This window comes from Corynebacterium sp. NML120713 (genome assembly GCF_001875735.1).
In the GTDB taxonomy this organism is placed as follows: Bacteria; Actinomycetota; Actinomycetes; order Mycobacteriales; family Mycobacteriaceae; genus Corynebacterium; species Corynebacterium pseudogenitalium.
On the sequence record NZ_MLCR01000019.1, the window covers coordinates 1 to 12,222 of the forward strand.

Sequence of the window (12,222 nt, forward strand, 5' to 3'; positions counted from 1 at the left end):
ACCCGACGGCCGGCCGAAAGTCTACGACACCGGCATCGACACCGACTTCAACCCCTCCTGGGCCATCCGACACGGCTGGGCAGGACGCTCATAACCCCAGCACAACACCCCACAACCCACCCATCCCAACCCCTGAAAAAGCACACATTTTGTCACTTAAGTCGACACGCCGAGAAAAGCACACATTTTGTCGCTTAACCCGTGCGGGGCCGGGGCCTGCCTGCAAGGGCCTCAAACATAAAAACGCAAAGAGTGAACCCCCTGCGCTCTCGCACTCGAAAATGGGGGGGTGTTGAGTGCTCAACCGGACTCGGGGGGAATCCGTGGGCAGGAGGCTCGACATTTATTATAGCCAAATTTTCTCCCTTGTAAAGCCCGCGGGAAAAGAAGCAAATATTCCAAGGTAAACGCCATAATTAGGATATCCTCATTTTTTAGCAGTACGTGCGTACTGCAGTTCTTGAGTGAAAGTAGGACAACTATGCATGTAGGCAAAGAGCTGGTGCCGGTTGATGATCAGACGCAGGGGTGGGCGTCGAAACTTCTCACGGCGAGTTGGGTGCTATTGACGATCTTTGTGGTCGTCGGTGGGCTGTTTTTCTGGGTCATGGGCGGCGTGAAGGGTGAGGACCTTGGGGCGCTGACGTGGACGATTGCCTTTTGCTCGATGATTGCGTTGATGACGATTCGTCAGTACTTGTTGGCTGAGAGGAGCTAGGGCCATGTTGATGCAAGGTATCACGTACAACACGACGATGGGACTCGTCGTCGGTGTAATTATGCTGATGGTGCCGCTGTTCATGCGTGCGTTGCAGAAAGCCGGAGACCGCTCAGTGTCTGGGTTTGGCTGGGCGTTCGTGTTCCTCGGTGCGTTTCTCGGGATGACGGGTGTGCATATGATGCTCACGTGGCCGCTGGAACAGATCGAGGGTGTGTTCTGTTGTGCGGTCGATAATGTGACGTTTGGTGAACCAGCCGCATTTTACGGTGTGATGACACTTATCGTTGGTGTTGCCGTGCTTCGCGCAGAGGATCGTGCTGACCGCGGTCTTCGTGATTTGGACTGGGTGGCTACGCTCCGCCCGATTCTGTATGTGGCTGCGGTCGGTGGGTTTGGCCTGATCATGTTTGGTATCGCCGGGATGCATTTTGGTCAGTGGCGTCCACCAGAGGTTGAGCCGATTGCGCGTTTGTTGTCGGGCTCGATGCTTGAACCGTTTATGGTGTTTACCTTGTACGTGGGTACGGGGCTTTCGGCGTTGCTTTCCCCGTTCGTGCTGACCAGCCCGGTTGCCCGGAAGGTGTTTGTGCCGGTGACGTTCATCATCGGCATGATGTGGGTGTTCCTCGGCCTGACTCTGTTTTACGGCCACGTTGGGTTCTTCCCGTGGCCGTTGCAGGGTGGCGGTGAGATGCACCCGGTGGGTGAACCGCTGTTTTAGAACGGCAGCTTCGCGGGCAGGTCGAACGGCAGTAGGTCCTTGAGTGGCCCTGCTACGACGGCCACGATGGCACCGAGAGCAGCCAGTACGCCGAGGGCGATGCCTGCGGCTTTGAGCTTGTCTTCGGTGTCGATGTCGAGGCGGGAGCTCAGGTCCGCCTTGCCGAAGGTCAGGTTGAGGTCGGCCTTGGCGTCGGATGGAGTCTCGCCGGCTTTGAGGCCGAGTGGCGTGATGCCGACGCCGTAGGTGACAGGGCGGGCCTTGGCGGCAAAGTTGGGCTGCGATGGGTCGATGGCGTTGTCGAGTTGGAAGGTGCCCAGGACTACGTCGTTGTGTTCACGTTCGATGACCGTTCCGGATTCGATGTCGCCGGTGATGGTGGCGTTGGTGCCGGTGATGGTGATTTTGATGTCGTCGATGTCGACCTTGGGGGCGACGGTGCCGTGCAGTTTCAGTTCGCCGTCGAAGTGGAGGACGCCGTTGCCGTTGGCGTCGAGGCGGGTGTCGGCGACGTCGAGGGGGAAGGTGACCAGGTTGGCGTTCGGTTCGAAGACGGCTTGGTCCTTGGCGTAGACGCCGGCACCGGTCACCAGGTTGGCGTTCTTGTTCAGTTCCTGCAGGAGGGACTGCTTGATTGGCCTGTTCTGTTACACGGCGTCCGCTACCGCCTTGGCGACGGCCGGTGCCACGCGGGGGTCGAGTGCTTGGGGGACGATGTTGTGGGCGGTGGGGGCGTCGATAAGTGAGGCGATGGCTTCGGAGGCGGCGAGCAGCATGGGGCGGGTGATGCGGGTGGCGCCGGCGTCGATGGCGCCGCGGAAGATGCCGGGGAACGCGAGGACGTTGTTGATCTGGTTGGGCATGTCCGAGCGCCCCGTTGCGACGACCCCTCCGTGCCTGCGCGCGACTTCCGGCTCGATTTCCGGGGTGGGGTTGGCCAGCGAGAACAGGATCGGTGCCTCAGACATGAGGAGGACTTGTTCTTCGGTGATGTGGCCGCGCGAGAGGCCGATGAAGGTGTCGGCGTCGCGGAGGGCGTCGTCGACGGTGGTGTGGATGTTGCGGGGGTTGGTGCGCGCGGCGAGGGACTGTTTGACTGGGCTGAGGCCGACGCGGTCGGCGTGGATGGGGCCTTGGGAGTCGAGGACGATGATGTCGCGGATGCCGGCGTCGAGAAGCATGTCGACGCATGCGATGCCCGCGGCTCCGGCGCCGGAGATGACAACGCGCAGGTCAGCGAGGGTGCGGCCGAGGACGCGCGCGGCGTTGCGTAGTGCCGCATAGATAACGACGGCGGTGCCGTGCTGGTCGTCGTGCATGACGGGGATGTTGAGGCGTTCGTCGAGGCGGCGTTCGATGTCGAAGCAGCGTGGCGCGGCGATGTCTTCGAGGTTGATGGCCGCGAAGGAGGGCGCGATTCGCACGACGGTGTCGACGATTTCGTCGACGTCCTGGGTGTCGAGGACGATCGGAAAGGAGTTCAGTCCAGCGAACTGCTGGAAGAGCTGGGCTTTGCCTTCCATGACGGGCAGCGATGCTTGGGGGCCGATGTCCCCGAGCCCGAGGACCGCGGTGCCGTCGGTGATGACGGCGACGGTGTTCCCGGCTCCCGTGTAGCGGCGCGCCTGGGCGGGGTCCTGTGCGATGGCTTCGCAGACTTCCGCTACCCCCGGCGTGTAGCAGATGGCAAGATCGCGCATGCTGCTCACTTCCATCCGGGATTGGATGGCAAGCTTTCCACCCTCGTGAGCTGCGAATATTTCGTCTGTCGCTGGCTGTCCCTGCACGATTTTCCTTTCATCATCCTAAAGATTGACCCCATAGTACAGCCGTGGTGTGCCTGGGTCTATGGGTTAACCCCGGTGTGTTTCACGTGAAACATGGGAAACGTAGCGGTGGACTAGGCTAAGATGTCTTTAACTATGTTGTTTTTCACCCAAAAGGAGCGCAGGTGCGACGCGCAACTAAACTCGGAGCTGCAGCGCTAGTAGCAACGCTGGCGCTAGCGGGCGCCGCCGCTCCCAACGCTGCTGCGGACCTCAGTTCCGTGCGCTACACCGCCGGCGTCGTGGTGAACCAAGGCGACATTGTTGAGGTCGGCATCACGAGGTGCCAGGTTGGCTACGTCGATGCGGCGTCGAAAACGGTGTACGTCGCGCGCCACTGCTTCACGCAGGGCCCGGGGGAAGTTCTCTACAAGAACAGTCAAGCCGTCGGCTACAGTACTCGCGCCGGGCTTATCGACGTCCGCTTCAAAAACGACGACGTCATGGCCGTCAGGCTCTACGAGGATGTTATCGCAGGCCAGAACCTCTTTTCGGGCGACGCCATTGTAGATTACGACACCCTCGAGTCCGGTATGGAAGTGTGCGCTAACTCGGTAAAGCAGCGCAAAGTTGTGTGTGGCAGCCTCCAGGGCGCCGGCGACGGCGTAATTAAGGTCGAATCCGATGACACCCTCATCCAAGGTGACTCAGGTGGTCCAGCCTGGCTCGTCGATGACTCCGGCAACCCCCTCTCATTCGTTGGCGTGATCTCGCAGACCAGCACTACCGAAACCCCGAACGGTAGGCCCTGGTACGAGTGGAAACTCACCTCCGTAACCGCGAAGTCCTGCCGTGCCAGCACGGAAGTTCCCTCCTACACGCGCACGCGGCCGGAATCGTGCGGGATTCACGACGACGCCCCCGGCCTCCTCGCACCCGTCACCAGAATGCGCCCACCCGGCCAGCCCTGGATGAAGCGAGTAGCCACCGAGTTCGAGGTGTTGTCCTCGAAGATCAAGAGTGGTGACCCGCTGAGCCGCCAGCAGGAGGACATGGTCTTGGGGCTCACGCTGTCGATCGTAATCGGCCTGGCAGGGCTTGGGGTTTACGGCGCCTACCTGCTGGGCGAGCCCATGATCGCGCGGTTCGTGGATGGGCTCAAGTTGTAAAGAAAACTCATTCGTTTACAAGGGGACGAGTGGTGGAAGGCGTATGGTAGAGGCCAAGCGGTGTTTATTTTTACCGTGTCATTGTTTCGCCCCATTCTTTTTGTTTGCGAGAACCCTTCTTAAAGAGAGTTCGGGGCTCTTGAAACTTTGGTACAGTAGATGTCGGGTTGTTAGCTTGTCACAATCTCTTCTACCGAAAGGGTAGCTGTGCCTAAAACTTTATTCCGACTGGCCGCGATGGTCTCGAGTATCCTTCTCGCCACTTCATTTGGTTCGCCAGCTCATGCTCAATCTTTCCCGCAATTAGAAAGCTCGTTGACTAATAGCGATGTTGCAGGTTATGAGACCCCAACGGACGACCTGTCAACTAGCGACAGTGGCTTTTACGTTCCGGACGATGACATGAGTAGTCCTTTCGCAAAGTGGGGCTTCCCCACCCCGCCCGGAGCTGAAAAATATCAGGTTAATGAAGTGTCTGATGACGATCTTGACCCACAGGGCCTGGAGGGATGGCATTCCACGAGCTATCCGAAAGAGACGATAGTTGAAGGCCAGATGCGCTCTGATTATGAGGCGATCCCAGAGGATTTCAGCAAGGTCGATGCGGACAACGCAGAGACGACTGAGGCTTATTTGCAGTCGACAGAGGTTTCTAACCTGCGGGCTGCGGCAGGATGCAGCGTTTACTGGCCATCCTGGTTCAAGGTCTGTGGGGCGATCAAAATCAAGTATGACCAGATCGGGGGTCCGGCGAGTTTCCTTAATCTGCCGAAGTCTAACGAAAAGACCAATCCGGATGGCGTAGGCAAGCGTTCGGAATTTCTTAACGGATACATCTACTGGCATCCCAAAACCGGTGCACATAGCGTCAGTATTCCTGTCTCGAAAGTCTGGCAGCGCCATGGCTGGGAACAAGGATTCCTCGGCTACCCCACCACTAGTGACATGGCTCTAGGGGACCAGTGGTTCAAGCAGGACTTCCAGGGGGGTCACGTCTACACCCACAATGCACTGCCAGCTTCGCAGGCCAGCATACAGGGCGCGATCTACGATAAGTGGCAATCCATGGGAGCTCAAAACAGCGAGCTTGGTTACCCTATAAGTGATGAACTGACCACTCCAGATGGAATTGGACGTTATAACGTCTTTGAGGGTGGCATGATCTACTGGACCCCCGCGGTGGGAGCGCATGCGGTTCGGGGCGGGATACTGGCTTCGTGGGCTGCGCAAGGCTACCAAGCCAGTGGCTACGGCTATCCTGTCGAGGATATGTTCATCAACGATCAAGGAGTTCAACAGCAACGTTTCGAGGGTGGGGTTCTTTATGCGGACCCCAATGTGTTTTGGCAGCCGTTCTCATGCTTCAATGCTGTTGCTCGAATCGCAGCAGAGTACGGAATTCTAGATGGAGTGCAATTTATGTGCTCAAACCGTGGAATTTCATTTAGTGCTAATGGTAACAACTACTTTGGAATGCCCACGGTGAAAGATGTTGCTAAAAGTTTGCCGGTCACCGAATTACGAGCTGTGGCAGGAGCGATAGAACCCAAAGGGGTAGAATGTGATGTGTACGCATCAGGTCAAATTTGGGGACCATACCGCTATTCAGACTACAGGATCAGTAAAAAGATCGAATTTTGTATTGGGGAAACAAAACCAATATCACCGGTCGCACCTATTGAACCCAAATGGTCGCGGGCCTTTGGGTGGACTATTACTGACAAGTTAATTCAACGAAGACATGGAGAAGTGATCACGAGTGTCAATAATTTGGATTTACCGGACTTCACTTTCCAGCTTGATACCCGCTTGAGGGAAGATCGTCGCTTGCGCCTAGACGAAACAGGAGAGGAGATAACCGGCGAAGTTACCCGGCCTGGTCTAAACAATGCAAGCCGTTTTCCATACAACATCCCTGATGAAGCTGGAACATATTTTACGGAGGTAGATGGCATCGGCCTTGCGATTCCCGAATGGGGTTATAAAGCCGGTTATGGTGGGTATAGGTTTGCGATCGGCCGATTTGAATGCCCTCAGTACACCTTTAACGGAAAACTCTGTGTTTTCACTAATCCTGTTGACGATCACACATAGACGATGTTGGAAGGAGTACTGAATATGGAGAGTCCGCTGTGGGCTGACTTTTGCGAAAACCAGGGGCTCACCGAGTTCGAAGATATTACAGACCTGAGTGCTTCTGGCGTGCTGAGAAGCCTCATGATGCACAACACCTCGACAGAGGTGACGTTCGATTGCATGAAATACAGTGGAGGTACCACGGACGCCGAGGGCCCGTTCACTGATTTTACGGTGTACCGTGTGCACTCCTATCCCGCTCAGTCTGAGCACATCTACTTTCGCGACGGCGAGAAAATCGACCACACTGGTCCGGAAGTTCGCAACAATCAACTGATCCACCGAGCCGAACTCATGTCCGGCTGTGGGTGGCCAACTGTGCTGTTGTACTACCAGCGATACCCTGAGTTTTGGGGACACAGTTTTAAGACACCACCGTACGCGCACTACCCACGCTCGTTTACTCGAGCAGGAAAACCACTGGAACAAGGCCGTTACATCAGAGTTGTGAGCTACTCCGACGAGGAGATGCAGGGGCTTCAAATGTGGAAGGAAGCCGTCATCGATACGAAATTTTCGATGGCGGTCCTCTTCGCTCGCCACTACGGATCCGAAATCGACGGAGTGTGGACCATGCTTCACATCGACGAGCGGCACGACCGCCGGTGGCCAGAACACAAAATAGCTGACTACCACTGGTCTTTCTAGGCGGAACGCGTTTTCGGCCATCGAGGGGCCAGAGAGCCCTAGCGCACATCCTCCTTCCTCAGTGCCGCTGCCGAGCCACCAGCGCCATTCTTCGGGCTGCAGGTCGGCTTCATATTGGCGCCGATGTTCTCTTCCCACGGGAAGCGGAAGCCGCGCGCACAACCCCACCCGGTATCCGGTGCGGTGTAGAACTGGGCTTGTCCCTGTGGCGATCCACCCTTCGGAGAGCCGGATAGGTAGTCCTCAAACGTTGCTAGCGCCGCCGGGCAGTCGGTGCCGTCCTCAAGGGCGATGATGCGGTACCCGTGCTCGAGGGAACCACAGTAGGAGCCCTCGGAGGCGTTTTTACCTGCAGGTTTGGTGGCGTCGGCAAGTGGTGGCGTACTTGCCGTGAACTGGCCGTCTGTCATGGTGAAGGTATGTATGCCGCGCGTGACGGTAACCTTGGCGCCCTGATTCTCAAAGGTGAACCCATTGATGGTGGTTGTTTCGCCGGGTGCGAGGGGGCGAACGTCTGTCTCAAGTGGGGTTGCCAGCGTTCCGATTGGTTCGAAGCCGACAGCCGGTTGATAGCTGACCGCATTTGGAAGCTGCTGACCGGAAAACTCGTCGGAATTCTTCAGCGCAGGTGCGGGTTTACTGAACTCTGCCATGCACCAAAAGTTCTTTGTAGATGTTTCCGGAAGGCAATACATGTCTTGGTCAGGCATGCCGATGTAGTAGTCAAATCCACCCACGCCATAGGCGAACTCCTTCCCATCGACTTCCGTCAACTTGCCGGACTTCTCCCGCTTCGGCGACTTCGACTGCTTTGCCGAAGGTGACGGCGCCTCCTCCGCCGAGTTTTCTTCCCCCCGCTGCTTCCGCAGGCGCCGCCTCCGGGGTGGGCCGCTGCGTGATCGTGATCTCCTGCTGCTTGGCGGGCGCGCAGCCCGCCACCAAACCAGCGGCGATACCGAATGCGGCCGCCACTGCGCCAATCTTCTTCATGGCCTTACCTTAACCCGTCCACTTCGCCAGCTGGACGGCACCGGCGTCGCCGGTGATGTCGCGGCACACGGGCATCCCGTCGTGGTCGCGGGAGCTCCACGGGCCGTAGCCGCTCCGGTCGCACTCCCACCCGGTCATGGTCACGCCGTCCGGCGACACAAACGTGCCGATTGCGGTGGTCGCCGCTTCGCAGTCTGTGCCCTCCTCAATCGCAATCACGTCCAGGCCCTCCCCGCAAATAGCGGCCTGCACGGTGCCGCAGTAGTCGCCGATTCGAGCGTTCTGGCCTGCGGAAACATGCTCGGGGTCTTTCAGTGGTGGCGTCGATAAGGTGAGTTCGCCATGTTTCACGTTAAACCAGTGCGCACCCTTCGCCACGATCACTCCGCCGTCCCCGTTGTGCGTGACGGCCCAGTCGCGCCAGCGCGGGTGCTCGTCGGGCTGCAGTTCGTGGCCGTGCTCGGGGTAGGTGGCGCCGACGTCGTGGGAGGGGACGAAGCCGAGCACCGGGTCGAAGTACAGCCAGTTCGTGGGCTCGCCGGAGTACTCGTTAGGGTACTGGGCGTCGGGCGCATCGACGAGCTGCATGGTGCAGTCCAGCATTTCCTCGGCGGTGTCGACGGCGCAGTACAGGCCGTGCTCGGGCTCGTAGAAACCGGCGGAGATGTCGGCGGGCTCGTCGTCGCATGCAACGAGCGCGGCGCCAAGCGCAATTACTGCACTAATCCTCATTTTATTCATGCAGGTAGTGTATCGTTTCTTACGTATCGACGCCCCCTCCGCTCACCCAAGCGGCACCCCAAAGGAGCACAACGTGCGAAGCATGAAAACAGTACTGGCAACAACTCTCGTGGCTGGGATGGCGGTGACAGGTTTGACGGTGCCCGCTCAGGCGGAATCCTCGGAGCCTTCGGGTTCGTCGGACTCTTCGGGTTCGTCGAGCAAGCAGAACGGCCCGGTGGTCGTGAACCAGGGGGATGCGGTAGGGCGCCGAAACGGTGGGTGCCAGGTGGGGTACGTCGATAAGAAGTCGCATACTGTGTACCTTGCGCGGCACTGTTTTAGGGAAGCCCCCGGCGAGCTCGTCTACAAGGGCAATATTCCGGTGGGCAAGACCACGCGTTCTGCAGTGCCTCCCGAGGATGGAGCTTTTAATTACCTCAACGATGACGTGATGGCAGTACAGCTATTCAGCGACATTGTTGCTGGTGATAATCGCTATTCAGGTGACGCGCTTGCCAGTTACCCTTCGCTGATGAAGGGGATGCGTGCGTGTATGAACTCCCGGCAGATGGGCAAGGTGGTGTGCGGGGTAATTGAAGGTGCAGCTGACGGCGTCACCAGTGTAGTTGCGGACGAGGCCCCGATCTCCGGTGACTCTGGTGGCCCAGGGTGGCTCGTCGATAAGAATGGCGAACCTGCAGGGCTCCTTGGGGTGCTTTCAATCGGCGGGACCCAGAGTTCTACAGAGCAGGCAGGGCGGCGCAAAATCACAAAGCTTACGTGGGAATTCGATTCGCTCACTCACAAGCCGTGCAGAACAAATACCGAATCACCTAAGTTTATGCCGAAGAATCCGTCCTCCTGCGGCCTTCGCGAGGACGCGCCGGGCACATTCACCCCGCTGACGGAAAAGCGTCCGCTCATCAAAAACGAACCTGGGTGGACGTCGAGCCAGTTTGAACAAATCTCTTCGAAGCGCGAGCAGGGCATTGACCTCAACGATGAAGAGCGGCAGGTGCTTATCGAAACGCTAGCGGTTACGGTGGCCGTGCTGCTTGGCCTCGCGGGGTTCCTTATTACGTCCCGCTAACCCCACTCAACCGATCGGTTGACGCAACATTCAACCTGCTGCGCGATTACTTTCTGCGCCCGCTCCAGCACCATTGATGGTGTCAATAGATTTCCCGCCGGTGCTGGCGGTTGTAGAAGGAGTGTGCAAGGTGCAGAAGTTGTACAGGGCAGCAGTGTTGTACTTGGTGCTTGGGTTGGGCGCGGGGTTGTTCTACCGCGAGTTCACCCGCGCGAATGATTTTCCGGACGGCCAGTTCACACAGCTTGGGGTGACGCACACGCACTTGCTGGTGCTCGGGTTCGTCATGTCGTTGATTTTCTTGGTGTTGGAGAAACTGTTCCGGGTTTCGCGGTCCGGCAAGCTGTTCACGTGGTTCTTCTGGGTGTACAACGTCGGCGTGCTCATGACCTCGGGCATGATGGTCTGGCACGGCATTCTCACCGTGCAGGGCAAGGAGTCCACGGCGATGATCGCGGGTATCGCGGGCTTGGGCCACATCGCGATCACGATTGCGTTGGGCCTGTTCATGGCGGCGCTCGGTCGCGCGCTCAAGCCTGTTGGGCCAGAATCAGTAAGGCGCTAGTGATGAGCGAAGTAGAGGTCACCACGCCAACGCGTCGCGACTGGATCAGCCTCGCCGTCCTCTCGGTGGGACTCGGAGTCATCGTTCTCGACGGCACGATCGTTGGCGTGGCGTTGCCGTCGATAATTACTGACCTCGGCCTGGACCTCACCCAGGCACAGTGGGTGAACAGCCTGTACGCGGTGCTGCTCGCCGCGTTGTTGCTGTCCACGGGCAAGATTGCGGATTCGTGGGGCCGCAAGCGCGCCTTCCTCGCGGGCCTCGGGGTGTTCGTCGCGGGCAGCGTCCTCGCCGGCTTTTCGACGTCCGCCTCGACCCTCATTTCCGCCCGTGCAGTGCAAGCCGTCGGTGCTGCCCTCATCATGCCGTCAACCCTTTCGACGGTAAACGCGGTCTTCCGCGGGAAGTATCGCGCGGCCGCCTTCGGCGTATGGGGCGCCGTGATCTCTGGAGCCGCCGCCGTCGGCCCCCTGGCCGGTGGCGCACTGACGCAGTGGGTGTCCTGGCACTGGATCTTCCTGGTCAACGTGCCAATCGGCGTGATCGTCGCCATCGGCGCGGTGCTCACCGTCCGCGAGACCCGCAGCCCCGACAAGCTCCCCGGCATCGACGTCGACGGCGCCCAGCTCAGCGCCATCGCCTTCGGCACCCTCGTCTTCGCCATCATCGAGGCGCCCGACCTCGGCTGGTGGACCCCCAAGGAACCCCTGACCGTGCTCGGCTGGACCTGGCCCACCACCGCCCCGGTCTCCCCCGTCCCCGTCGCACTTGCGATCTCCGCCGTGGCCTTCGCCCTGTTCATCCGCTGGGAGCAGCACCGCCAGCGCGTGGAACGCTCCGCGCTCCTCGACTTGGGCCTGTTCTCCTACTCCACCTTCTCCTGGGGCAACATCACCGCCGGCGCCGTCGCCATCGGCGAGTTCGCCATCATCTTCATTTTGCCGCTCTACCTTATTAATGCGCTGGGCCTGTCCGTCATGTCCGCCGGCCTAGTCCTTGCCGCGATGGCCGTCGGCGCATTCCTCTCCGGCGCTGCAGCCCGCCACGTCGCCGCCCGCTTCGGCGCGCCGGGCACCGTCCTGATCGGCCTCGCCCTCGAGGTTGTGGGCGTCGTCATCCTCGCCCTTGTCATGGGCGCGAACACGAGCGGCTGGCTCATCGCCGCCCCACTCACCCTCTACGGTCTCGGCCTGGGCCTGGCATCGGCGCAGCTCACTGGCACCGTCCTGCGAGACATCCCAGTGCAGCGCTCCGGCCAAGGCTCCGCCACGCAAAGCACCGTCCGTCAGATCGGCTCCGCCCTGGGCACCGCGGTCTCCGGCTCCGTCTTCTCGATGGCCCTCGCCATCACCCTCCCCAAGACCCTCACGGCCGCCGGCATCACCGGCCCCCTTGCCGACGCCACCTCCTCCACCACCCGCCAATCCGCCGGCTCCGCCATCACCCAACTCCGCATGGAGGGCACAGCCAGCGCATTCGGCGACCAAACCGCAGTCGTTGTGCAGGCCCTCAGCGAGGGCATGGCCGACGCCGCCCGCTGGTCCCTCCTCGCCGCCACGGCCTTCCTGGCACTCGGGTTCGTCGGCGCGCTGCAGGTGCGGAGGGCGGCCAAGGCCGGGGCGTAGGGCCCTGCCACGTCCCCAGCTCCGCCCCGCCTTGCCCCTCCGAAAAAGTTCCCGCGCCCGGGAACGAT

Annotated in this window: 13 protein-coding genes; 8 read left to right on the forward strand and 5 right to left on the reverse strand. The window is 59.8% G+C overall.

Annotated elements, in window-relative coordinates; all coding sequences use genetic code 11:
• Positions 1 to 481: 481 nt before the first annotated feature.
• Both BJP06_RS09650 and BJP06_RS09655 read left to right on the forward strand, forming a co-directional pair.
• A complete protein-coding gene (locus tag BJP06_RS09650) occupies positions 482 to 718 on the forward strand; it encodes a hypothetical protein (protein ID WP_071573698.1) in 237 nt (78 codons plus the stop codon).
• Positions 719 to 722: 4 nt separating this feature from the next.
• Positions 723 to 1,442, forward strand: a complete 720-nt coding sequence (locus BJP06_RS09655) for a DUF981 family protein (protein WP_071573699.1) — start codon at positions 723 to 725, stop codon at positions 1,440 to 1,442.
• Here the strand turns inward: BJP06_RS09655 and BJP06_RS09660 are convergent.
• Both BJP06_RS09660 and BJP06_RS09665 read right to left on the reverse strand, forming a co-directional pair.
• Positions 1,439 to 2,032: an HtaA domain-containing protein gene (locus tag BJP06_RS09660; RefSeq protein ID WP_071573700.1), complete on the reverse strand. Its 594-nt coding sequence runs from the start codon at positions 2,030 to 2,032 to the stop codon at positions 1,439 to 1,441. The two genes, BJP06_RS09655 and BJP06_RS09660, sit on opposite strands and share 4 nt — an antisense overlap.
• Positions 2,033 to 2,089: 57 nt before the next feature.
• Positions 2,090 to 3,232: an NADP-dependent malic enzyme gene (locus BJP06_RS09665; RefSeq protein ID WP_071573701.1), complete on the reverse strand. Its 1,143-nt coding sequence runs from the start codon at positions 3,230 to 3,232 to the stop codon at positions 2,090 to 2,092.
• Between the two features lie 161 nt (positions 3,233 to 3,393).
• Here BJP06_RS09665 and BJP06_RS09670 point away from each other — a divergent pair, with 161 nt between their 5' ends.
• The 3 genes from BJP06_RS09670 to BJP06_RS09680 all read left to right on the forward strand — a co-directional run bounded on the left by BJP06_RS09670 (position 3,394) and on the right by BJP06_RS09680 (position 7,161).
• A complete protein-coding gene (locus tag BJP06_RS09670) occupies positions 3,394 to 4,377 on the forward strand; it encodes a hypothetical protein (protein WP_071573702.1) in 984 nt (327 codons plus the stop codon).
• 207 nt (positions 4,378 to 4,584) lie between these two features.
• Positions 4,585 to 6,471 (forward strand): LGFP repeat-containing protein, encoded by a 1,887-nt coding sequence (locus BJP06_RS09675; protein WP_252932011.1) that lies wholly within the window; start codon positions 4,585 to 4,587, stop codon positions 6,469 to 6,471.
• Between the two features lie 24 nt (positions 6,472 to 6,495).
• Positions 6,496 to 7,161: a hypothetical protein gene (locus tag BJP06_RS09680; RefSeq protein WP_071573703.1), complete on the forward strand. Its 666-nt coding sequence runs from the start codon at positions 6,496 to 6,498 to the stop codon at positions 7,159 to 7,161.
• 38 nt (positions 7,162 to 7,199) lie between these two features.
• Here BJP06_RS09680 and BJP06_RS09685 read toward each other — a convergent pair whose 3' ends face one another.
• The 3 genes from BJP06_RS09685 to BJP06_RS09695 form a co-directional block, all read right to left on the reverse strand.
• Positions 7,200 to 7,814 carry a hypothetical protein gene (locus BJP06_RS09685; protein ID WP_143110613.1) on the reverse strand — a complete coding sequence of 205 codons (615 nt, stop codon included), beginning with the start codon at positions 7,812 to 7,814 and terminating at the stop codon, positions 7,200 to 7,202.
• A gap of 70 nt (positions 7,815 to 7,884) precedes the next feature.
• On the reverse strand, positions 7,885 to 8,151 hold the full coding sequence (locus tag BJP06_RS09690; protein WP_071573705.1) for a hypothetical protein: 267 nt from the start codon (positions 8,149 to 8,151) through the stop codon (positions 7,885 to 7,887).
• Positions 8,152 to 8,160: 9 nt separating this feature from the next.
• On the reverse strand, positions 8,161 to 8,892 hold the full coding sequence (locus BJP06_RS09695; RefSeq protein ID WP_143110614.1) for a hypothetical protein: 732 nt from the start codon (positions 8,890 to 8,892) through the stop codon (positions 8,161 to 8,163).
• On the opposite strand from BJP06_RS09695, the gene BJP06_RS09700 reads away from it, so the two are divergent.
• From BJP06_RS09700 to BJP06_RS09710, 3 genes are all read left to right on the forward strand, one after another.
• Entirely contained in the window at positions 8,891 to 9,964 is a 1,074-nt protein-coding gene (locus tag BJP06_RS09700; protein WP_143110615.1) for a hypothetical protein, read from the forward strand. The two genes, BJP06_RS09695 and BJP06_RS09700, sit on opposite strands and share 2 nt — an antisense overlap.
• A 130-nt stretch (positions 9,965 to 10,094) precedes the next feature.
• The gene (locus BJP06_RS09705) at positions 10,095 to 10,529 is read left to right on the forward strand and encodes a DUF2871 domain-containing protein (RefSeq protein ID WP_071573708.1); all 435 of its coding nucleotides are present in this window, start codon (positions 10,095 to 10,097) and stop codon (positions 10,527 to 10,529) included.
• A 2-nt stretch (positions 10,530 to 10,531) separates the two neighbouring features.
• Positions 10,532 to 12,154: an MFS transporter gene (locus tag BJP06_RS09710; RefSeq protein WP_177224302.1), complete on the forward strand. Its 1,623-nt coding sequence runs from the start codon at positions 10,532 to 10,534 to the stop codon at positions 12,152 to 12,154.
• Positions 12,155 to 12,222: the final 68 nt, after the last annotated feature.

What these genes read in the sequence shown, in the direction of transcription:
- BJP06_RS09690 (WP_071573705.1), bottom strand. Translation starts at nt 8,151, where the DNA reads ATGAAGAAGATTGGCGCAGTGGCGGCCGCATTCGGTATCGCCGCTGGT.
- BJP06_RS09710 (WP_177224302.1), top strand. Translation starts at nt 10,532, where the DNA reads ATGAGCGAAGTAGAGGTCACCACGCCAACGCGTCGCGACTGGATCAGC.
- BJP06_RS09700 (WP_143110615.1), top strand. Translation starts at nt 8,891, where the DNA reads ATGCAGGTAGTGTATCGTTTCTTACGTATCGACGCCCCCTCCGCTCAC.
- BJP06_RS09680 (WP_071573703.1), top strand. Translation starts at nt 6,496, where the DNA reads ATGGAGAGTCCGCTGTGGGCTGACTTTTGCGAAAACCAGGGGCTCACC.
- BJP06_RS09685 (WP_143110613.1), bottom strand. Translation starts at nt 7,814, where the DNA reads ATGGCAGAGTTCAGTAAACCCGCACCTGCGCTGAAGAATTCCGACGAG.
- BJP06_RS09695 (WP_143110614.1), bottom strand. Translation starts at nt 8,892, where the DNA reads ATGAATAAAATGAGGATTAGTGCAGTAATTGCGCTTGGCGCCGCGCTC.
- BJP06_RS09650 (WP_071573698.1), top strand. Translation starts at nt 482, where the DNA reads ATGCATGTAGGCAAAGAGCTGGTGCCGGTTGATGATCAGACGCAGGGG.
- BJP06_RS09655 (WP_071573699.1), top strand. Translation starts at nt 723, where the DNA reads ATGTTGATGCAAGGTATCACGTACAACACGACGATGGGACTCGTCGTC.